The following is a 21921-nucleotide window of genomic DNA, read 5'->3' on the forward strand; positions in this document are numbered from 1 at the left end:
AAAACTGTTTACACAGAACGTTTGTTCTGGTAAAATAAAGAAAAAGAACACTTGTTTGGGAGGCGTGTATTATGAGAAAGAAATTGTATATTGCAAATAAAAGTAGGTTTTCACTATCAGTTCTAATATTGGCTATGATTATCAGCTTAGGCTGCAGTCTTCTATTAAAATTAAATATTGCTGAGGGGGCAGTAGAGCAGCAGTATTATGAAATGTGTGTAAAATCTGGAGATACACTTTGGGGTTTAGCGAAACAATACACGCCAAATAATAAAGATGTAAGAAAAACTATATATGAGATTAGTCAGTTAAATCATTTATCAACACCAGATATTTATCCTGGACAGATTATTCGGATCCCTGTTCAAGAATAATTTTACTACATAAAAATAATAAATAGCCCTAAAACGGGCTATTTATTATTTTTATCATATTCATCTAACCATTCAAAATTATTCACGATTTCTCTCTTAACATTCTTTTTATGGGCAGCATATAGTTGTGTGGTAGTAACATTATCATGATCCAGCAAGTTCTGTACATCATATATGGAAAATCCATATTGTATTAATGACGTTGCTGCCGTGGCCCGTAGTTTATGGGGACTATACCCATGATCCTTTGTGGTTCCTAGTGCAATGGAGGTATACTTTTTAACGAGCTCTCGTATTGCCCTTTCTGTCATTCTTGTTTTCTGTAGGGAAAGAAATAGTGCGTCTTTATTTTCTTCCAGAATATAAGCCTCATCAGGGCGTTCCTTTTCTATATATTCCTTTATAACCTTTTCAACAGACTTATTTAAAGGCATGCTGACCTCTTTACCGCGTTTTCTATAGATCTTAAAATCACCTCTACCAAAATTAAAAGAGCTTATATTAAGCTGTTGAAGCTCTTTTAGCCTTAATCCATAAGTAACAAAAAGTAGTAGAATTGCTTTATCTCTTCGTTTTGTTTTTTCCCAATACGCCAATTCTTTTTCTGTAAGACCTTCGCCTTTTTCAACAGCATCCAATAATATAGCCACTTCATCGACCTCTAACCGTTTTATTGCATCGGGCTGTGGCTTTGGAAGCCTTATGGGGTTAAAGCCATCTGTTATATTTTCAGTGATTAACTCATCTCTATATAAGTATTTAAATAATACTGCCAAAGATGACTTTTTTCTTGCCAAGGAACGATTATGATTCTCCATCACTGTAATAGAATCTTGTTTTTCCACGGTATAACGGGTACAGAACTCACCTATAAAACGATTGATATCTCTAGCCTTTAGCTGTGCAAATTCTTCTAGGGAAATATCGGGTGTATCCATGGCCTGGGTAATCTTTTTTTCATTCACAAGATACTTACAGAAGAAGTGTATATCCTGTAAATATGCAAACCTCGTGGTTAGAGCTACACCCGATTTTAAGTAGAGAAAGAAATCACTCATGAAGCTTGGCAATGCATTTTCTAATTCAATACATTTTTCTACGATCTCATTTTCTTTTTGTACGATATTATTCGGTTTATCAGACTTATTATGTATTTTAATCATTTTTTTAGCCATAGTTGTCACTCCCACACTGAAAATAATAAGCATAAATAAACGTTACTAACATGATAAAGCATCTTTTAAAGGAAAGTATACTTTGAAAATTGTATCCTGTCAAATCTACTTTTGTTTTCAACGCGAAAGAGTATAAAGGAGTGATAAAATACACAGCAATTGGCTGGATGAAACGTATCTATAGGGAGCTTCAAAAGAAAGAGGTTGTCTTTGGTCAGCAATGGATGGATATAATTATTATTTACCAAGCGTAGCCCATCAAAATAAATGCAGTACGACAATTATACTATTAAATATGCTCCATAACTTAGATTCTATAATGGGAGCCATGAATCCTTAATGAATATCAAGATAATCGAGAAGATAGAGCATAGGTCCTTTCAAATTTTCGTTTTGTTGAGAATGCTTATCATTAACCTTAACTATTCCCTAAATATACATTTAAAGAATAGTTGTTTTGTTTTCTATTCATGCTTTTTCATCTTATTGGCTTTCTATTTCATTAAATTCTTTTCATGCATTGGTAAATTCATAATTTATCTAAATATGCGCATGCTATGCTAGTAATCAAAATTATATTTATTTATAGATGACACATTTAAATTAGCTAAAGATCGTGGCCTGAGCATATAATCTGCAGGAATCTTAGCATTGATCTATATCAATAAAATAATTATCTATTTTTCGACACAAACCAAACGACATTTTTCAGCATCTTAATTGAGAATACATATCACTTGACACATTCTTGTATATTGCTGTAATTTGTCGTTGTTCATGTTACCTATGTCGAAATATCAGTTATTCTAGAACGAAAGGAACTTAAGCCATGTTAATTCGCCTAGGTTTTGTGGCCCTATCTCTTCTTCTCCATGATGCTTCACCCAATAAAACGATCACTTATAAAAGTTATACAAATCTGCCTGAAGATCCTGAAGTTAGGCTTTATCGTTTACAATCCTTAGTCAGAGAAAATGTAAATAATACAAAACGAATTCTAATCCATGCCAATACCCATAATATAAAAATTTATCGCCTAACATCTAAGCTAATACCCTTAGCTACCCACCCTGATGTGATATCGTGGGATTATGCGGCAGAATTTCATGAAGAGTTTCTTTCTATCGGCAATTATATTAGGGATAACGGTATGCGTATCAGTGCTCATCCAGATCATTTTACAATTCTAAATAGCCCCAAAAAAGAAGTCCTTGATTCATCAATCAAAGACTTGGCGTACCATGGGCGTATTTTGGACGCCATGGGGCTTTCCCCGGAAATAGGAAAACTTGTACTGCATGTTGGGGGTTCATACGACAGTAAGTCCAAGGCAGTCCAGCGTTTTATTCAAAACTTCGTTAACCTTCCAACCCATATCCGAGATAGAATTATTTTAGAAAATGATGATAAGATCTATACTGCCCAAGAAGTATTAGATATCTGTAGACAGATAAAAGCCCCTATGGTTTTGGATATCCACCACCACTGGTGCAATAATAATGGCGAGCAAATCGGTGATCTACTTAAAGATATTTTCAATACATGGGGTGAGCAATCTCTCCCACCTAAAATACATGTTTCTAGCCCTAAGTGTGATAAAAATATACGGGCCCATGCTGACAATGTAGATGTTAAATTCTTTTATGATTTTGTTTCTACTGCAAAAGAAATTAATAGAGATTTTGATGTAATGATTGAAGCCAAAAATAAAGATAAAGCCCTTTTTCAGCTTATGGATGATTTAAGAAACTATGAAAATATAGACTTTGTTAATGGTGCTGCTTTTAAAATATAACGTTATAATGTATAAAACCATGGAAACACAATTGTTTCCATGGTTTTATGTTTACACTCCCTATCCTCCAATGATTGGATAGATTATTTTTATTTCATCTCCATCTTGGATGTTGATATTATCATAGATATCTTCTTCTACTAATTTTCCATTGATCATTATTGCATTTACGGGAAGCGATGTTTTAAAATGCGTTAGAATCGACTGTAATGGCATGCATTGCATTGCTTTTCCATTTACAAATATCATTTATTTCACCTATCCCCTTCAGCTTTCAGTCTTGCCCATTTGCTTTACCTTGTCGGTACATGCATTCATTGCTTGAATTACAGCCCCACGAAAGTTGCTTTTTTCCAAAGAATATACAGCCTCGATGGTTGAACCTGCTGGGGAGCATACCATATCCTTTAATTCCCCTGGATGTTTTTCCTTTTCTAAAACCATCTTTGCTGCACCTAATACAGCTTGAGCAGCGTATTTATACGCTTTTTCTCTTGAAAGTCCATGGAGTACACCACCATCTGCTAAGGCTTCAATAAACATATATACATATGCAGGGCTACTTCCACTAATGGCGGGAATACTATCCATTAAGCTTTCGTCGATTACATCTACTCTCCCTATACTTTCGAAGAGATTCAAAACAGCATTCAAATCATCTTTTTCAGTATAATTATTTGATGTAACTGCTGTCATACCTTCCCCAACCAGTACAGGTGTATTTGGCATCGTACGAACAACCTTTACTGGCTTATTAAAAAATTTCTCAATGTATTCCATTGTAATTCCTGCAGCTACAGAAACAATCACATGCTTTGAAGTAACCACATCCTTAATCTCATCTAAAACTTCCTTATATTTAGCAGGTTTTACTGACAGGACAATAATATCGCAGGTTTCCACTAAAGTACGGTTATTTACTGTAAAAGAAATATCAAATTCTTCACTAAGCCTTTCTGCCTTATCCATAGTCCGATTGCTTACATATATATTTTCTTTCGCATGAGGATCGCTATTGAGTAAGCCGCTAACGATGGCGTACGTCATATTCCCTGCGCCTATAAATCCAATTTTGCTGTTCATTTTACCACCCCAGTATTATTATTAATTCAACATTTTATTTCTTGATTATAGGATTATGTTACTTTAAATAGTGTCGCTTTTTCTGTACCATCTAATAGTTTTAATAAAACATTTTCTTTACGACCATTGGTTAAAATCATTGGTATTCCATAATTATTCACCTTTCTGGCAGCTTCAATCTTCGTCGCAATTCCACCTGTTCCAAAAGAGTTTGATTCTCCAATCGTAATATTTGTCAACAATTCATCTATATTTGATACTTCTTCGATGAGCGATGCGTCTTTATATACCTTGGGATTTTTATCATAAATACCATCTACATCGCTAAATAAAATCAATGCATCCGCATTCCAAAGATTAGCGGTTAGAGCCGCCAGTGTATCATTATCACCGATTTTAATCTCTTCAACACTAACAGTGTCATTTTCATTAATTATTGGCACTACACCTTCATCAACCAAAGTAAATAATGTATTTCTTATGTTTAATGTTCTGTTTCTGTCAAAGAAATCATCTCTTGTTAATAGCATCTGCCCAATGTGAATATGATAAGACATAAACGCTCTTCTATAAGCATCCATGAGTTCAACCTGCCCAATGGCGCATAATGCTTGTTTATAATGAATGTCCTCTTTTCTCATCCATTTATCTATTGTTGCTACCCCTGCGATTCTAGCCCCCGATGACACAATAACAATTTGTTTTCCTTCGTTGATTAGTTGCCATATCTGGGTACATAACTTTTTAAGAAAATCTTTGTTAATGGTTCCATTTTCATTCGCCAGTGTATTGCTTCCAATCTTGATCACTATTTTTTTGCTTCTATTCATAATTTCACTAATCATAAAATCCCTCTATTCTCGAATTTGCCCATTTCCTAAAACCATGAATTTTGAGCTGACCAGCTCATTTAGACCGATAGGACCTCGGGCATGAATTTTCTGCGTGCTGATTCCCATTTCGCCGCCAAAACCAAATTGACTGCCATCAGTAAATCTGGTGGAAGCATTTACATATACCGCTGCAGCATCTACTTGTCGTGTAAATAGATTTGCATTTGTAATATTTTCTGTGATGATGGATTCCGAATGCTTCGTTCCGTATTTACGGATATGGTTGATTGCTTCATGAACACTTTCCACAACCTTTACCGCTAAAATATAGTCTAGGTATTCCTCCTGCCAGTCTTCTTCTACCGCTTTGCTTACGGCTATTGTTCTAAGGGTTTCATCGCATCCACGAATATCAACGCGATCTTTTAGACAGTCATATAATCGAGGAAGAAACTTCTCTGCTATCGCCTTGTGAATTAAAACTGTTTCGCAAGCATTGCACACACCCGGTCGCTGAACTTTTGCATTTTCAATAATTTCTAGTGCCATTGTAAAGGGTGCAGTTTCATCGATAAATATATGACAGTTACCAACACCTGTTTCTATTGTAGGTACGGTGGCATTTTTAACGACAAAGTCGATTAAATCCTTTCCACCTCGGGGAATAATCAGATCAATATACTCATTCAAAGTTAACATTTCTTTTACAATCGTACGGTCTGGATCATCAATAAATTCAATAACACCCTCAGCTACCGAACTTCTTTTCAACCCTTCTTTTACTGCATAAACCAAAGCCTTGTTTGAATGAATAGAAGATGCGCTTCCCCGTAACAATATACAGTTCCCACTTTTTAACGCCAAGGAGAATGCATCAATTGTCACATTAGGCCGCGACTCATAAATAATTCCTATAACACCCAGTGGCACTGTCATCTTACTGATTGTTAGACCATTCTCCAATGTCCATACATCATTGCTTTTCCAAATAGGATCTTTCAACTCAATAATTGTATAGATTCCATCTATCATATCATCGATCCGTCTTGCATCCAGTCTTAACCGATCAATCAGACTCTCTTTCATATTTTCTTTTTTTGCTTGCAGAATATCTTTTTCATTTGCTTCTAGTATAAGGCTTTTATGTTCCTGTAGGCTAATGGCTACTTGCTTAAGCGCCTCATTTTTCGTCTTCGTATTTAACGTTGCCAAAATTTGCGATTCTTCATGTAAACTCTTACATTTATCTACTAGGTATTTCATCATCATCCACTCCCTTATCTTGACAATTACCATTTTCAATTTACATAATATTATTATGTCTACTTTAATCATGAACAACTGTAAAAAATAAAAAAATCCCGCCCCAAAAGGGACGAGATATACCCGCGGTACCACCCTAGTTAGTCAAACGACTCACTCTAGCAATCGTAACGTGATTTAGACGTAATGATTTGTTCATCATTCTACTCCGGAGTGGGTTCTAAAAGTTAGTCTGCATGGATCTCATCTATTCCAAGCTCTCTGTGAAACATCACTTTTTTACTATTCTCCATCATCGTGTTTACATATTATATTATCCATGATTATACATAAGCTTTATATTTATGTCAATATTTTTTTTAATTGCTTGTCCCTTATATTGGTCCTTATTAGTATTTGTAAAATATGAAAAAATAAAAAGAATATAGCTAAATTTCAGCTATACTCTTTTATATGGAAAATATCGTTATTTTATCCTCCAGCCAACAAATGTATTACTTTCACATCATCGCCATCATAAATAACTGTTGACACATATTGCTGTTTATTGATAAGCCTTTCATTTACTTTTACGATAATTTTGGGATAGGTATACCGTTTCTTTTCAAGTAATTTCGCTACTGTAAGTCCTTCCTGCCATTCAAAATCCCTTCCATTCACCTTTATCATCAGATATGCCTCCTAAATCTCTCTGAAAGCGATCTATTTATAAATATGGCTGAACAGCCTCTATGACTTCTGGTAAATCTATACCGAGCATTTCCAGTGTATTTATCTTTGGAATCCCATTATTATTCCAACCCCTCCTCGCATAGACAGCATCAATAAGTTTTTCATATTGATCTTCCCTATGTCTTCGCAATACAGCTATTTTTTCTTCTGTCGTTCTCCCCTCTGGATTATAACCTAGCAATTCGATTAATTGTTGGTCATATCTCTCCCGTCTTGATTCATATTCTTCTACGGTTACAGGACCGGCAGAACGGTATGGGATTTTGTCATCCTCACGCTTGCCATGACCCATTCTGATATTAAATACTCTTTGGAAATTATATACTCTTTCCGATTGACGAATCAATTCTTCTTTGTCAATCACCCTCCCTGTTACACCATTAAACAGGTCCACATAATTTTGCACGTGCTCTGGGATCTTTGCAGGTTCTAATGCGGATGAATTGCTCTCTGGAACGATATCATTCCATGGAAGCTTACATAGTCCATTTAATCCGAACCATGTTCTAAACATGGGGAAATAGTGTAGTGCTTCTGCCTTATCCTCGAAGGTAGGAATCTGATTATTTACCATATCCATAAAAATCAGCCATGCCTCATCATGCTGGGGTCCCTTATTCGTCAAACCATAACCGCCTTGCTGGGCCAATGATTCTTTTGGTAGGTATTCTGAATACTCCAACCCTTTTTGCTCCATGCCTATATCCTGTAGGAATTTAGGATCTGCCCCATACGCTTCCACAAAGAGTCTTTTCATCCTTCGAATTCCTTGGCCTGCGATCAATCCAAAGCCTTCTCCCCTTGACATCTGATGCAGGAGTTCCATTGCAGCTTCAGCATTTCCGAAGTTCAGTTCTAACCCTCCAGTTATTTCTTTATTGATAATACCATTTTCATAACATTCCATGGCAAAAGCTGTAATCGTTCCAAAGGAAATCGTATCAACCCCATAAGTATCACAATAAAAGTTACTTTCTAAAATATATTGTGGATCGAAAATACCGCAATTGGCACCTAGTCCTGCAGCATTTTCATATTCAGGCCCATCCACAGTTACAAATTGCCCCCTATATGGGCCCGTTTTTATTTCGAAATGATCCGCAGCTTTGGCACATGATAACGAACATCCATACCAGCAACCATCAGGTTTACCTTGGGTAATATACTTTTCGATAAAAACGTTTGATGCGATCTTATAAGTATCTGGATGACTTCCATACTTATAGTTATGGACGGGTAGCAAATCGTATTCGTCCATAACTTCAATAATATTCGCTGTACCAATTTGTCTCATTTTGTTCTGTACATCATCAAATTTACAAATTTCCTTATGTAACCTAACCCCAGCTTTGTTAATTCTTGAAATATCACTTGGATGATTCAAATCTCCTTTTACACCTCTAAATCTGACAACCAAAGCTTTGATGTTTTTATCCTTAAATACAGTACCGATACCACCACGACCGGCTTGCTTTAACCGTACTACCTTTCTTCGCACATCATAGAAAGTAAAGTTCAATAGCCCGATCAAGGTATGCTCCCCCGCAGAACCAGCAGTTACTACTGAAATATTTCTTTTATCGTCTTCGGATTCTGCGTACATTTCGGTTAACATTTCCCCGATTTGATGCCCATCTTTTTCTTCAATAGGTGTTTCTTCTATCTTAACAGTTCCTTCATTCCCATCTATGAATATAACAACATCTTTTTCAGCTTTTCCCTGAACCTCCAATGCATCCCACCCTGCAAATTTAAGCAGTGGTCCAAAATAGCCTCCTACATTGCTGTCGATAACTAAACCTGTTAACGGAGATATTGTAACTACCAAAGATTTGCCTGATCCCGGATATTGGGTGATGCCTCCTAGTGGTCCACTTGAAATGACAATTTCATTTTCTGGATCATTCCATTTTGTTTCTGGCCTTACTGCATTCCAAAGATACCAAAGACCAAACCCTTTCCCTCCTGTAAATTTTTCCTTCATCATATCTGTTACAGGTTTTGACTCAACCTTATTATCAGATAAATTAATATATAATGATCTATTTGTATATCCCTTTTCTACTTGACCTAATTCATAGCGAAATTCAGCCAGGGATTTATGACCTTTAAGTACTTCCTTTGCATTCATATATTTCATCCCCCTTCTCATCATGTAACAATTATTCTCCAGCAGTAGCGGTTTCCCCCAATGCTACCAATTCTACTAGGTCTACATTTTCAATAAATATTGCTCCTGTCGGGCAATTTTTTGCACATAAACCGCATGCTACACATTTAAAGGGCTCAATTAAATCATCATGCTGTCTCATTGCTTCCTCAGGACAAAATCCTACACACATTAAACATCCTACACAATCATGTTTTTTAATTTTTACTACTTGATTTTTATCTCTATAAAGGGCCTCTATTTGACATATTTCTATACATTCGCCACATTGACTGCATACATTGATGTCATATCCCTTCTGTGACTCCATATTGACTCGAATACTAGATTTTTCCTTTAAAGCTTCCCTGAAATATGTATTCGAACAGATATCCACACACTGATTGCATCCTATACATAATTCATCTTTTTTACCCAGCCTCTTCAATATTTTTCACCTCCATATAATCATATTACTTTCATATTCAAGCAGATTATTATAACTTCTTGTTCAATCTAAACAACAGATGGTTCAAAAATAAGCTCACCTTTTTTGAATCGGTTTAGGTGAAGCATATCTATAGGCAATGTTGTTTCTTCACCGAGTATAGATTCTGCCATTAGTAGCCCTGTAGCAGGACCAAACATAAATCCATGACCACTATAGCCTATGGCTAAATAAAACCCTTCTACCTCGTCTACAGGCCCGTAGATCGGTTGTCTATCTGGAGTCATATTATACAGTCCAGCCCATTGTCTTAATAAGCGTACATCCTTCAGCGGAGGAAGTACCTTTGTAATCGTTTTTGTCATTTCCTCCAAGAAGTGCCACCCTGAAGTGATGCGGAGATCCCGAGGCTCCCCCTCATCACCTCGACCCATAATAATGCTGCCATGGGGTACTTGCTGACAATATAGATTTAGAGAGAAAGACATGACCATGGGTCCAAGAACAGGCTCAACCGGTTCTGTAACCAATATTTGATGTCGCTCAGAGAAAACTGGCAACTCTAATCCCACCATATTCCCAATGAGCTGTGAGTATCCTCCCGCTGCATTTACAACAATATTGGTTGAGATATCTCCTTTGTTTGTTTTGACTCCTACAATCCTACCACCTTCAACAATGATATCCATTACTTCCGTATAGGTATAGATATGGGCGCCTAGTCTCTTCGCTGCATTCGCAAAAGCTTGCGTTGTATGGAAGGGATTAAGGTGACCATCTTTCTGATGAAAGGTGGCACTAATCAATCCTTCTGTATTCAAGAATGGTACGATTTCTCTCGCTTCATCAAGATTCAATAATTTTGATTGGATTCCCAGGCTGTTTTGTAACGTCACATTTTTCTTAAATTGTTCATGCTCTTTTTCCGTGCTGGAAACGATCAAATATCCTCCCTGTTTAAATTCTATATCTCCATCATAGTCTAGCTCCTCATTGGCATTCTCGAAGAAATCAGAAGATAATTTTGAAATCCTGCAATTCATTTCTGTTCCCCACTGTTGTCGGATTCCTGCACCACACCTTCCTGTTGCCCCGCTGGCTAAATAAGCCTTTTCTATGACGACAACATCCTTTACACCTTTTTTTAATAGATTATATGCGATGGCACATCCTGAGATTCCCCCGCCTATGATTACAACATCTGCTGTTTTAATCATGGACTTCACCTCCTGTACTACATTCACAAATAGCGCCTAGCTTTATACCTTTCACAGGGGGTCTATAAGTTCCTGGCTTTAGTTCAGAAATCTGTTTACCAGTTGCAATTGATAGTTCTCTAAGCACGAGTTGTGCACATGTTCTTCCTTGACAAGGACCCATGCCTATTCTACTGATTCTTTTTAATTCATCGAAAGTCGTAAACCCCTTAGCAATCAAATTCCTTACATCCTTTACAGTCAAGTCAGAACAGCGACAAACGATTGCATTATCATCCATGTTAATCCCCCATTCCTATATTTCTAACATTGTGAATGTACTCTTTGGGGACAGCAATTGAAATGATCGGTGTTCTATCTAAATACTTTGTATTTAGAACTTTAACAACCTTTACATCACACATATGCTTACCCGACCTATCTAATCCTCTCACAATATCGCCTTCCACTGGCAACGGGATAAACTCATAGGGAATCTTCAAAAGTCCCTCATGCTCTGAATAGGTCATATCTACAACCATAATTGCCAAACCTGGACATTTACTTATACATAGTCCACATCCATTACATTGTTCATGATCTATTAAAGGTAAATCATTGATGTCTTGAAATTCCTTGATGGCATTTCTGTTGCAAGCCGTATAGCATGGGTTGCAGGGGATATTCTGAAAACATTCAATCACAGCAGCTGCCCCTTGATTCATTCGAACTTCGTTTGGAAAAGCCTTTTCTATATCCACTCTTGTGGGTACTCCTGTACTTGCTAACATTTTTACACCTCCTTACGATATTCGCCTATAAACTACTGCTTGCTGCAGCTTCTAGGACTGTCTGTAACTGTGTAATTCCTTCTCGAATCTTCGTTCCTACCGGACCCGATCTTAATGCATGTAGTTGGTCGTGGAGATCCTTTTTCTTTTCTTCTATATTGCATACTGTATGGCCTATACTTTGTGCAGCATTTATGCCCGCCAAGTATCCCTCTACCATTGCACTGCTTGCTTCTTCCACACCCCCCACATCACCGGCAACGAAAATACCAGGAATCGAGGTTTCCATACGCTCATTTCGTAATGGTACATACCCACCTAGTTCATTCATGTACTTCATTTCACACCCAGCCTGCCATAGTAGTTCACACAGAGGTGATAAACCAACAGCTATACACATTACATCTATATCAAGATCCATTTCAGTTCCTTCTATTGGATTCCAATTTTCATCTAATTTGTGGATGGTTGCACCCTTAAGCTCATCTTTACCATAAGCTTGCTTTACCGTATGTCTCGTATAAATTGGAACGCCTGATCTACGAACTTTTGAAGCGTGTACTAAATACCCCCCTATGTTCGGTGCAGCATCAATAATTGCAGCCACTTTAACGCCTGCCTGCAATAATTGGTAACTTACGATTAATCCAATATTTCCTGCACCAACCATTAAAACATTCTTGCCTGGTTTGATGCCATGTTCATTCATTAATGTCTGTACAGCGCCTGCTCCATAGACACCTGGCAAATCATTATTGGGAAATGCTAATGTTTTCTCGCTGGCTCCCGTTGCCACAATTGTAGACTTAACTTTAATTTTCATATATATCCCCGAAGATTCTGCAGTAATTACTCCGTCCTCATATATTCCCAATATTGTTGTATCATTTAATATCTCAATATTCTCCTTATCATGAATCTGATTAAGCAGTATTTTGCTTATATCAATTCCACGTACCGATGCATACTGCTTTTCAGAGCCAAAGAACATATGGGTTTGTTTTACCAACTGACCTCCTAATGACCTATTCCTATCAACCAAGAGAACTTTGCATCCTGCTTCAGCAGCACTAATAGCTGCGCAGAGTCCTGCAGGGCCACCTCCTATTATGAGAACATCTGTATATTTCATCGCAGGATATCTCCTTTCCCTATCTGTGTAGATATCTCCATTCCTTCCTGGAGCATTTCAACACATATTCTTACATTAGGCTCTCCATTTACAACCATCAAGCAAGATGAACAATTACCTATAGCACAATAAAACCCACGGGGTCTATGTTTTTCATGACTATGACTTAATACTTTTATCCCTGCCGCATGCAGTGCAGCAGCAATTGTTTCTCCTTCATATCCATTTAGTGGTTGGCCATTAAACTTAAATTGTAGAGATTTCCCTCTTTGAAAACCTACGATTGGATGCTCCTCTATTCTCATGGTGACACCTCCATCATGATTTATTTGGATTCTTCTCCCATTGGGAGAAGAATCCAATCATTGTTCCTATTTATTGTTCTGTGATTTAAATGCCCTACTCAATAAATAAATGAAACCACAGAAATAGAATCCCAAAGTTATAACCATCATAATAATTGAAGTTGATGACATACTATTTCGCCTCCTCTGTTGATTCCATTATATCTCTGCCTTTACCTATCTTATTTGCTAACCAGTTGTTTGATAATCCTGCAAATGCAAGCAGAATACCAAATTGAAGCGCTATAGTACCTACACTGAATGTTTCAGTTGGATCCCACCAGTTTTCTGGATACCAGGTAATTGCCTGCCATAACCACCAGCCTATGATAATTGTTACAAATGCTGGAAATAATGCTACACTAACGGTCCACCATCTGTTAACTTTAAAATCCGACCATGGTGTATTGATATCATTATTTCGAATTTTTTCAAGTCCTTGTTTCATAAGGGCAATAGCAACAAAAAGTCCACTAAACAATAATCCTACACCCCATACCCAATCTTGGTTATCATTAATATTTAAGCTATACGCTGATGGAATGCCTGCTAAAAAACCGCCGATTACAACAATTAGCGTTGCTTTCTGCCTGTCTAATCCAGCATCCATAAAGTTTCTAACACCCACTTCAACCATAGGCAGTAGCGAAGTCAACGCTGCAATGGACATGGCTAGGAAAAAGAGTGCTGATAAAATAGAACCAAATGGCATCGTTGTAAATAATTGAGCCAGATAAATAAAAGTTATTCCCGTATTTCCAGCAGATATTGCAGCTTCAGGTGCTGGTGAAAGAGCAAAGATTGCGGGGAGTACTGCCATTCCACAAATCAAAGCACCCACGTTATCACTAAATCCCATAATCATACAGTTCCCTGCAACATCCTCTTTCTTCTTCGTATATACAGCGTATGTAATAATAAAACCCCAACCCGCTCCCGTTGACCAAGCAGCCTGAGTAAAGGCCTCAAGCCAAATTTTAGGTGTAGCAAGCATATGGAGCTTAGGGCTAAATAAAAATTCAAGTCCTTTAGATGCACCAGGGAGCGTTATGGATCTTATAGCAGCGAAAATTATTAATGCGAATAATGTAGGTATCATTACTTTTGATGCCTTCTCAATTCCGTTCGTCACACCTCTATAAATGATGAAACCTGCTACTGCCATAGAAATAAAATGGTATAGAATAGTTTGCGAAGGTGTTGTGGTAAACGTTTGCCATATTGCCTCAGTTACTTCTGTCCCGACAGGCTTACTAAAAGCACCTGTTACAGCTAAAGTAAAATACTTAACGCACCAACCCATTATTACAGAATAGTAGAACATAATTAATAGACACACTGCTGCGATCCAGGTACCCATCCAGGTATACTTCTTTCCTACGTAATCCCGGAAAGCACCTATCGTCCCAAGCCCTGTCCTTCTACCCATGACCATTTCACCCATAAGTAGAGGTATGGACCAAACAAATAGAGCGATGGTCCACGCGATGATGAATGGTCCACCACCGTTTGCTGCTGCTACCCTTGGAAATCTCCATACATTCCCTGTACCTATTGCCATACCAATCGATGCTGCAATAAATCCCCATCTGCTTGCCCATTGTTCTTTCTGTTGACTCATACAAACCCTCCTTTATAATTGATATATGACGCTGCCCTCCTTTCAGCTTTTGATAATATTTAATAGTTTTATCTATTGATATGTATTCACTTTGCAAAGTTCATTGAATAATTAAGATCAATCTACTCACAGATTATTAAGCAATTAATATGCCAAAATTTTCTGATAAATAAATCTTCTTACAAACCTCTTCAACTCCACATAAATAAAAGATGCAGGTCTTATCAATAAATATTGATAAGACCTGCATCTTTCTATAGTGTCAGTTAACTGACATTCATTGTGCACGTTGACTTGTATTTTACTATATCCCTTTAATTATTATAACCTCTGTTTATTTGCCGAATTTCTGACATGTGTCAGTTTCTTGACATAGTATATCATACTGGCTTATTTTATAATACAAAGTGCTCCTTGGAATGCATAATAACTTCGCAGCTTTTGCCTTGTTTCCCTTTGCTTCAATTAAAGCCTTACGAATCATTTGTATTTCAGATGATTTGACCACTTCATCTAAACTTGAAGAAGGCTTGGTATGCCTATCCTTTATATCTAGGGTTCCTTCTGTAATATACTGTGGTATGGATGATACGGTAATACGGTGATCATGACTCAGAACTACCATGCATTCTACGGTATTCCTTAACTCTCGAATATTACCTTTCCACTCATATTTATATAAAATATCGAATACTTCTTTATCAACATGATAAATTTTTATATGATTCTTATGGCAAATCTCCTGTAAAAAATGATCAAAGAGCAAAACAATATCTTCCTTGCGGTCCCTTAAAGGTGGCAGCTCAATCTCCACTACATTTAAACGGTAGTATAGATCCTCTCTGAACTCCCCTTTTTTTACCATTTCTTTAAGGCTCCTATTGGTGGCTGAAATGATACGTACATCAATTGGAATTTCTTTTTCTGAACCAATACGTAAAACGCTTCCCTCTTGGAGGACCCTTAGCAATTTGGCCTGAAGTTCTATTGGCAAATCACCTATTTCGTCAAGAAAAATTGTTCCATTATTGGCAAGTTCAAAATACCCTAATTTTCCCCTTTTAAGTGCTCCGGTGAAAGCACCCCCTACATAACCAAAAAATTCGCTCTCAAAAAGGCTCTGGGGAATTGCACTGCAGTTCACTGGAACAAAATGTCCTTGTCTTTTACTATGGTGGTGAATAGCCCTTGCAAAAACCTCTTTCCCTGTACCACTTTCTCCTGTAATCAAAACACTTGTATCGGTTTGAGATACATGCTTAGCTAGTTGTATTTTTCTCTGGATTATTGGGCTTTTACCAATGATATTTCCCAAAGAAAATCCACCCTTTGTAATCTTTTCTACTTCTTCTTTAAGAAGACTAATTTGAGAGTTTGCTTTTTCTAGGCGCACAGAGAGATTTCGATATTCTGTTACATCCCTTTCTGTTGCCACCACCCCCATAAATTCACCTTCAATAAATATAGGTAAGGCACTAATAATAATATAATAGTTTGGTTTTGGAGAATGATAAACATTCTCTATAGGAATACGACTTTCAATAACCGATAAAGTAAGGGCGTTTGGAAAGAAATCGATTAGTCTATGATAAAGAATGTCTTTAGCCTCTATATCATAAATCTTTTCAGCACTTTTATTCCAGAAAATCACGTAACCAGATGCATCCGTAACTGTAACACCTTCATGCATATTGTTAATAATATGTCTATATTGTTTATTGATGATTTCAAGCTTCATATAATAGTTATCCCGTATATTATCGCTTCGTAGTATTCCAATTACTTGATCCCCTGCGCATACAGGTAAACGACCTATTTTTCTCTCTATCAAAAGCCTCCGAGCTTTACTAATAAGCTCATCTCCAACAATTGTCAATACATCAGTTTTCATAAAATGAGAAACCGGTAATGAAAGATCATAATTATCCCTTAAGAAAAGTGAGATGTCTGTCAGAGTTATAATTCCTAGAAGCTTTTTGTCCTCATCTATGACAAGTGCTTCCTGCATGTTTTCCCTCAGAACATAATAAATCACTTCCGAAAGCTTAATATGGGGTTCAATGCTAATAAAATCTGTTGAAAATATTTCATTTACTCTATAATAGAACATTTTATTTTCGAGCAAGATTCTCTCCCCCATTCAATGATATCTCATTGCCCCATGCATCTCATAGAATTACAATTATTGTTTTTATAATATTTATAATCTTCTAATACTACATAAACCATTAATTTTCCTGCAAATAAAAACAAAAGAAAAATGCAAGATATCAATCTTGCATTTTTCTTTTGTTTTTATACTTTCAGATCAATTTCCAATCCAATTATTTCTTTATTCTTCTCAATAATAGGTTGGATATGTTCTTCAATGAATTCCATGACCTGTTGAGGACTACGACCAATATATAATATTGGATCTACAAGATTATCAATGTGATCCTTCGTGAGCTTAAATGTATCATCTTCTGCTATCCTGACTAACAAGTCATTTGACTTTCCTTCCATCTTCACTTGCTTAGCTGCTTCCATAGAATGAGTTCTTATCTTTTCATGTAATTCTTGTCGATCTCCACCGCGCTTAACAGCTTCCATCATTATGTTTTCTGTAGCCATAAATGGTAACTCATTCATTACGTGTTGATTTATTACTTTCTCATAAACTACTAATCCTGAAAAAATATTAATGCAAATTTCAAGAATTGCATCAACAGCTAAAAATGCTTCTGGGATAGATATCCTTCTATTGGCAGAATCATCTAATGTTCTTTCAAACCACTGTGTAGATACTGTCATTGCTGGATTCATAATATTAGCAATGACATGTCTAGCTAGAGATGCCACCCTTTCGCTTCTCATCGGATTTCTCTTATATGCCATGGCAGAAGAGCCTATCTGATTCGTTTCAAATGGTTCTTCTATTTCTTTTAAATGTTGTAATAAGCGAAGATCATTTGTCATTTTGTGAGCACTTTGAGCAATGCTGCTTAGTATGGATAGTATTCTGTAGTCTAGTTTTCTAGAATATGTTTGTCCGGTAACTGGAAATGTCTTTTTAAAACCCATCTTTTCAGCAACAAGCTTATCCAAATCCTTTACCTTTTGGTGATCTTCATCAAATAAGCTTAAAAAACTGGCCTGGGTACCGGTTGTTCCTTTCACACCCCGAAGGGAGATGGTACTTAATGCATATTCTAAATCTTCATAGTCCATTAAGAAGTCCATAAGCCATAGGGTTCCTCGTTTTCCTACAGTTGTCAGCTGGGCAGGCTGAAAATGTGTAAATCCTAAAGTTGGTAAGTCTTTATATTCCAGTGCAAAAGCTGACATATTGTTCATTAGATTTATTAGTTTTTTCCGAATCAATTTTAATCCTTGATCCATTACAATAATATCCGTATTATCTCCAACATAGGCACTTGTAGCACCTAGATGAATAATTGGCTTCGCCGCTGGGCATTGGACTCCAAACGCATATACATGGGACATCACATCATGCCTTGTCTCTTTTTCCCTTTTCTTGGCCACATCATAATTAATATCATCTTGATACTTCTTCATTTCTTCAATCTGCTCATCTGATATATCTAGCCCTAGTTCTTTTTCTGCTTCCGCTAAAGCAATCCAAAGTTTTCTCCAAGTCTTAAACTTCATATCTGCTGAAAATAGTTGTGCCATTTCTTGGCTGGCGTATCTTGTGATCAAAGGATTCTCATATGTTGATGACATTTCTTCCACTCCTTTTACTTGTTTACATTAGTATTATACAATAAGCATCTCATAATCACAAACATTATAATAACAATTTAAGAATTTGTTCAGATTTTAGCAATCCAATCTTACTCAAAAAGATATGGAAGTTCGTCCATATCTTTTTGAGTAAGATACCATATATTACTTATTCAGAAATTCATGCAGTTCATCCACAGATACACCTTCACTACCGATTGTAGGTCGTTTACTGGCAAAACTATCATGAAAATCTGACCCACCTGTGACAAGGAGATCGTAATTTCGTGCGATCTTTAGAAATCGCCGACTGTCGCTTTTTTCATGTTTGCTATGATACACCTCTATACCTTTTATTCCCTTCTGAATAATATCAATTACATCAATCCGTTTATTTAAAAGACCTGGGTGTGCTAACACAGGCACCCCTTTTGCTTTGATAATAGCGGAAATAGCTTCTTCAGGTGATAGCTTAAATCGTTCTATATAGGCTGGCTTTCCTTTCCCCAACATAGTTTCAAACGTTTCTTGTATTGTTCGTCCATATCCTTTATCTACCAATAATCTTCCAATATGTGGCCGTCCTACAGCACCACCTTTTGTCACCGATAATACTTCTTCAAATGTTATATTGTATCCTAACTCTTTTAGCTTTTCAATAATTCGTCTTCCTCTTTGTGTTCTATCATCCTTTATTTTTTCCGTTAATGTAATGATCCCAGGATCCTTATAATCAATCCAATAACCTAATATATGAACTTCATGGTCCATAAACTGCGTACTAAACTCTATACCAGGTATAAATAAAAAATCTTTATATGCTTTCGCAGATTGTGCAGCTTCTTCTAAGCCATCAACCGTATCATGATCCGTGATTGCCACTCCTTTTAATCTAAGTTGTACTGCCCAATCAATAATTTCAGAAGGCTTTAATACCCCATCTGATGCTGTTGAATGAACATGCATATCAATCCTCAATATACTACCCCCTTGCATTAACAATCAAGAAACAGATATTTACATATTAACATATATATTTGCACTAATACCCTCATAATATGTAAAAAAGCAAAAGACCCGTAAAAACAGGTCTTTTTCTAACAATAAATTATCTTGGCTCAACAATAAGTTTGATGGCAGTTCTCTCTTCTCCATCTATTTGGATGTCTGTGAATGCTGGAATACATATTAGGTCAACACCACTAGGAGCAACGAATCCTCGCGCAATAGCTACTGCTTTCACTGCTTGATTCAGAGCACCCGCACCAATTGCTTGGATTTCTGCACCACCGCGTTCTCTTAAAACGCCAGCTAATGCTCCTGCAACAGAGTTTGGATTTGATTTTGCTGATACTTTTAATACTTCCATGATGAAAGCCCCCTTTAATAATAGAGTTGAATGATACATAGTTTAGAATGATATATTTTATCAAGTTACTATATTCTACATATATCCTACAAATCCTTTTTTTTCTAAAAAAGAAATAAGAAAATTTAAACAAATGATTGAACAATGACACCTTCTCTTTTTAGACTTCATCATTTTCTTAATATAGTATAATGTGTTAATAATTTTTATTATATATTTCAAAAAATAATAGAAGCACACAAAGTGTGCTCCTCTTATTTTGCATATTCTATTGCTCTAGTTTCTCGAATTACATTTACTTTAATTTGACCTGGATATTCCAGTTCATTTTCGATTCTCTTTGTTATGTCTCGAGCTAGATAGATTATATCTGCATCTGCCATTTCTTCTGGCTTCACCATGATTCTAACTTCACGTCCAGCTTGGATAGCAAATGATTTTTCTACCCCATCATAGGCACTAGCAATTTCCTCCAACTTCTCAAGACGTTTAATATATGTCTCCAAGGTTTCTCTTCTAGCACCAGGTCTTGCTGCAGAAATAGCATCAGCTGCTGTAACTAAAACCGCTTCAATGGTCTGAGGTTCATAATCCCCATGATGTGTAGACATAGCATGAATCACTTCGTTTGATTCCTTATACTTCTTTAATAAATCCATACCAATTTCTACATGAGTTCCCTCGATTTCATGATCAACAGCTTTACCAATGTCATGAAGTAAACCTGCTCTTTTTGCAAGCTTTACATCTGCACCTAGCTCAGTAGCCATTAATCCAGCTAAATGAGAAACTTCTATAGAATGCTTTAACACATTTTGTCCATAACTTGTTCTAAACTTTAATCTTCCAAGAAGTTTGATCAATTCAGGATGTAGTCCATGTACATCTGTCTCAAAGGTAGCTTGCTCGCCTTCTTCTTTGATCATATTGTTTACTTCTTTTTTAGCTTTTTCAACCATTTCTTCAATTCTTGCTGGATGGATTCTACCATCTACAATTAATTTCTCAAGGGCAATTCTTGCAACTTCTCTTCTAATTGGATCGAAACCTGAAAGTATCACTGCCTCTGGTGTATCGTCAATAATCAAGTCTATTCCTGTCAGAGTTTCTAAAGCCCTTATGTTCCTACCTTCTCTACCAATTATCCTTCCCTTCATTTCATCATTAGGAAGGGCAACAACAGATACGGTTGTTTCTGCCACATGATCCGCTGCACATTTCTGTATAGCATAAGAAATTATTTCTTTTGCCTTTTTCTCGCCTTCTTCTTTTGCTTTGTGTTCTATCTCTTTAATCATCATTGCAGCTTCATGTCTTATCTCTTTCTGAATATCATTTAAAAGTAATTCTTTTGCATCTTCTGAAGTAAGTCCAGATATCTTTTCAAGCTCAAGAAGTTCTTTTTGATAAAGATCTTCAATTTGCTCTTCCTTTTCTGCAACTTCCTTCAATTTCTTGTTATACATGTCTTCTTTCTTCTCAAGATTTTCAGATTTCCTATCCAAAGTTTCTTCTTTCTGAACAAGCCTTCTTTCTAATCTTTGAATTTCATTTCGTCTTTCTCTGCTGTCTTTTTCAAAATCACTTCTTAATCGGTGAACCTCTTCCTTTGCTTCAAGCAGAATTTCTTTTTTTGCTGTTTCGGCATCTTTTTGCGCTTCGCTGACAATTTCTTTTGCTTTTTGCTCTGCACTATTTAATTTGCCTTCGGCAACATTCTTTCTCAGAAAATATCCTACTACAAAGCTGATTGCTGCAATAACGAGAATGATAGCTATGAAGTATAAACTATTAATACTTAAACACCTCCCCTAATAAAGAATGTAAACTAATAAAACCGAGAAGCCTCGGTTTTTAAATCTTTCACTATGATATTATAGAGTAAAATTT

At 36.4% G+C, this 21921-nt stretch carries 21 protein-coding genes and 1 other annotated feature; of the genes, 2 read left to right on the plus strand and 19 right to left on the minus strand.

The window, feature by feature from the left end:
• Positions 1–71 precede the first annotated feature (71 nt).
• On the plus strand, positions 72–374 hold the full coding sequence (yneA, locus tag K0R93_RS14035) for a cell division suppressor protein YneA (RefSeq protein ID WP_300302493.1): 303 nt from the start codon (positions 72–74) through the stop codon (positions 372–374).
• Between the two features lie 38 nt (positions 375–412).
• Here yneA and K0R93_RS14040 read toward each other — a convergent pair whose 3' ends face one another.
• Positions 413–1549, minus strand: coding sequence for a tyrosine-type recombinase/integrase (locus K0R93_RS14040; protein WP_300302495.1), 1137 nt, complete (start codon positions 1547–1549; stop codon positions 413–415).
• Between the two features lie 829 nt (positions 1550–2378).
• Between K0R93_RS14040 and uvsE the strand changes: the two genes are divergently transcribed.
• The gene (gene uvsE / locus K0R93_RS14045; protein ID WP_300302497.1) at positions 2379–3344 is read left to right on the plus strand and encodes a UV DNA damage repair endonuclease UvsE; all 966 of its coding nucleotides are present in this window, start codon (positions 2379–2381) and stop codon (positions 3342–3344) included.
• 60 nt (positions 3345–3404) lie between these two features.
• On the opposite strand, the gene K0R93_RS14050 is transcribed toward uvsE, so the two are convergent.
• The 18 genes from K0R93_RS14050 to rny all read right to left on the minus strand — a co-directional run bounded on the left by K0R93_RS14050 (position 3405) and on the right by rny (position 21827).
• Positions 3405–3593 carry a MoaD/ThiS family protein gene (locus tag K0R93_RS14050; RefSeq protein ID WP_300302499.1) on the minus strand — a complete coding sequence of 63 codons (189 nt, stop codon included), beginning with the start codon at positions 3591–3593 and terminating at the stop codon, positions 3405–3407.
• A gap of 18 nt (positions 3594–3611) precedes the next feature.
• On the minus strand, positions 3612–4427 hold the full coding sequence (proC, locus tag K0R93_RS14055; protein WP_300302501.1) for a pyrroline-5-carboxylate reductase: 816 nt from the start codon (positions 4425–4427) through the stop codon (positions 3612–3614).
• A gap of 53 nt (positions 4428–4480) precedes the next feature.
• The gene (gene proB / locus K0R93_RS14060) at positions 4481–5272 is read right to left on the minus strand and encodes a glutamate 5-kinase (protein WP_300302503.1); all 792 of its coding nucleotides are present in this window, start codon (positions 5270–5272) and stop codon (positions 4481–4483) included.
• A 9-nt stretch (positions 5273–5281) separates the two neighbouring features.
• Positions 5282–6523, minus strand: a complete 1242-nt coding sequence (locus K0R93_RS14065; RefSeq protein WP_300302505.1) for a glutamate-5-semialdehyde dehydrogenase — start codon at positions 6521–6523, stop codon at positions 5282–5284.
• 105 nt (positions 6524–6628) lie between these two features.
• Positions 6629–6828 (minus strand) — a binding site (T-box leader).
• 166 nt (positions 6829–6994) lie between these two features.
• On the minus strand, positions 6995–7192 hold the full coding sequence (thiS, locus tag K0R93_RS14070) for a sulfur carrier protein ThiS (protein WP_300302507.1): 198 nt from the start codon (positions 7190–7192) through the stop codon (positions 6995–6997).
• A 37-nt stretch (positions 7193–7229) separates the two neighbouring features.
• The gene (locus K0R93_RS14075; RefSeq protein ID WP_300302509.1) at positions 7230–9386 is read right to left on the minus strand and encodes an aldehyde ferredoxin oxidoreductase family protein; all 2157 of its coding nucleotides are present in this window, start codon (positions 9384–9386) and stop codon (positions 7230–7232) included.
• Between the two features lie 31 nt (positions 9387–9417).
• The gene (locus K0R93_RS14080; RefSeq protein ID WP_300302511.1) at positions 9418–9852 is read right to left on the minus strand and encodes a 4Fe-4S binding protein; all 435 of its coding nucleotides are present in this window, start codon (positions 9850–9852) and stop codon (positions 9418–9420) included.
• Positions 9853–9920: 68 nt separating this feature from the next.
• Positions 9921–11069, minus strand: coding sequence for an NAD(P)/FAD-dependent oxidoreductase (locus K0R93_RS14085; protein WP_300302513.1), 1149 nt, complete (start codon positions 11067–11069; stop codon positions 9921–9923).
• Entirely contained in the window at positions 11062–11349 is a 288-nt protein-coding gene (locus tag K0R93_RS14090; RefSeq protein WP_300302515.1) for a (2Fe-2S)-binding protein, read from the minus strand. The genes K0R93_RS14085 and K0R93_RS14090 overlap by 8 nt, the downstream gene beginning before the upstream one ends.
• A 1-nt stretch (position 11350) precedes the next feature.
• Positions 11351–11839: a 4Fe-4S binding protein gene (locus K0R93_RS14095; RefSeq protein WP_300302517.1), complete on the minus strand. Its 489-nt coding sequence runs from the start codon at positions 11837–11839 to the stop codon at positions 11351–11353.
• Positions 11840–11864: 25 nt separating this feature from the next.
• Entirely contained in the window at positions 11865–12971 is a 1107-nt protein-coding gene (locus tag K0R93_RS14100) for an NAD(P)/FAD-dependent oxidoreductase (protein ID WP_300302519.1), read from the minus strand.
• Positions 12968–13276, minus strand: a complete 309-nt coding sequence (locus tag K0R93_RS14105; protein ID WP_300302521.1) for a (2Fe-2S)-binding protein — start codon at positions 13274–13276, stop codon at positions 12968–12970. The genes K0R93_RS14100 and K0R93_RS14105 overlap by 4 nt, the downstream gene beginning before the upstream one ends.
• Positions 13277–13448: 172 nt before the next feature.
• Entirely contained in the window at positions 13449–14936 is a 1488-nt protein-coding gene (locus tag K0R93_RS14110; protein ID WP_300302523.1) for a sodium-dependent transporter, read from the minus strand.
• Between the two features lie 334 nt (positions 14937–15270).
• Positions 15271–17061: a sigma-54 dependent transcriptional regulator PrdR gene (gene prdR, locus K0R93_RS14115; protein ID WP_300302525.1), complete on the minus strand. Its 1791-nt coding sequence runs from the start codon at positions 17059–17061 to the stop codon at positions 15271–15273.
• 170 nt (positions 17062–17231) lie between these two features.
• Positions 17232–18662: an adenylosuccinate lyase gene (gene purB, locus K0R93_RS14120; protein ID WP_300302527.1), complete on the minus strand. Its 1431-nt coding sequence runs from the start codon at positions 18660–18662 to the stop codon at positions 17232–17234.
• Between the two features lie 165 nt (positions 18663–18827).
• Positions 18828–19640, minus strand: a complete 813-nt coding sequence (locus K0R93_RS14125; RefSeq protein WP_300302529.1) for a PHP domain-containing protein — start codon at positions 19638–19640, stop codon at positions 18828–18830.
• Positions 19641–19770: 130 nt separating this feature from the next.
• Positions 19771–20031 (minus strand): stage V sporulation protein SpoVS, encoded by a 261-nt coding sequence (gene spoVS / locus K0R93_RS14130; protein ID WP_068556162.1) that lies wholly within the window; start codon positions 20029–20031, stop codon positions 19771–19773.
• Positions 20032–20285: 254 nt separating this feature from the next.
• Entirely contained in the window at positions 20286–21827 is a 1542-nt protein-coding gene (gene rny, locus K0R93_RS14135) for a ribonuclease Y (RefSeq protein ID WP_300302537.1), read from the minus strand.
• Positions 21828–21921 lie beyond the last annotated feature (94 nt).

It is taken from the genome of Anaerosolibacter sp., assembly GCF_029240175.1.
GTDB lineage: Bacteria > Bacillota > Clostridia > Peptostreptococcales > Thermotaleaceae > Anaerosolibacter.

Bases quoted from the DNA above. Each gene is read 5' to 3' on its own strand.
- K0R93_RS14100 (WP_300302519.1), bottom strand. From the start codon at position 12,971: ATGAAATATACAGATGTTCTCATAATAGGAGGTGGCCCTGCAGGACTC.
- proB (WP_300302503.1), bottom strand. From the start codon at position 5,272: ATGATTAGTGAAATTATGAATAGAAGCAAAAAAATAGTGATCAAGATT.
- K0R93_RS14075 (WP_300302509.1), bottom strand. From the start codon at position 9,386: ATGAATGCAAAGGAAGTACTTAAAGGTCATAAATCCCTGGCTGAATTT.
- K0R93_RS14105 (WP_300302521.1), bottom strand. From the start codon at position 13,276: ATGAGAATAGAGGAGCATCCAATCGTAGGTTTTCAAAGAGGGAAATCT.
- K0R93_RS14050 (WP_300302499.1), bottom strand. From the start codon at position 3,593: ATGATATTTGTAAATGGAAAAGCAATGCAATGCATGCCATTACAGTCG.
- K0R93_RS14085 (WP_300302513.1), bottom strand. From the start codon at position 11,069: ATGATTAAAACAGCAGATGTTGTAATCATAGGCGGGGGAATCTCAGGA.
- thiS (WP_300302507.1), bottom strand. From the start codon at position 7,192: ATGATAAAGGTGAATGGAAGGGATTTTGAATGGCAGGAAGGACTTACA.
- K0R93_RS14095 (WP_300302517.1), bottom strand. From the start codon at position 11,839: ATGTTAGCAAGTACAGGAGTACCCACAAGAGTGGATATAGAAAAGGCT.
- K0R93_RS14110 (WP_300302523.1), bottom strand. From the start codon at position 14,936: ATGAGTCAACAGAAAGAACAATGGGCAAGCAGATGGGGATTTATTGCA.
- spoVS (WP_068556162.1), bottom strand. From the start codon at position 20,031: ATGGAAGTATTAAAAGTATCAGCAAAATCAAATCCAAACTCTGTTGCA.
- purB (WP_300302527.1), bottom strand. From the start codon at position 18,662: ATGTCATCAACATATGAGAATCCTTTGATCACAAGATACGCCAGCCAA.
- K0R93_RS14040 (WP_300302495.1), bottom strand. From the start codon at position 1,549: ATGGCTAAAAAAATGATTAAAATACATAATAAGTCTGATAAACCGAAT.
- uvsE (WP_300302497.1), top strand. From the start codon at position 2,379: ATGTTAATTCGCCTAGGTTTTGTGGCCCTATCTCTTCTTCTCCATGAT.
- proC (WP_300302501.1), bottom strand. From the start codon at position 4,427: ATGAACAGCAAAATTGGATTTATAGGCGCAGGGAATATGACGTACGCC.
- yneA (WP_300302493.1), top strand. From the start codon at position 72: ATGAGAAAGAAATTGTATATTGCAAATAAAAGTAGGTTTTCACTATCA.
- K0R93_RS14090 (WP_300302515.1), bottom strand. From the start codon at position 11,349: ATGGATGATAATGCAATCGTTTGTCGCTGTTCTGACTTGACTGTAAAG.
- K0R93_RS14065 (WP_300302505.1), bottom strand. From the start codon at position 6,523: ATGAAATACCTAGTAGATAAATGTAAGAGTTTACATGAAGAATCGCAA.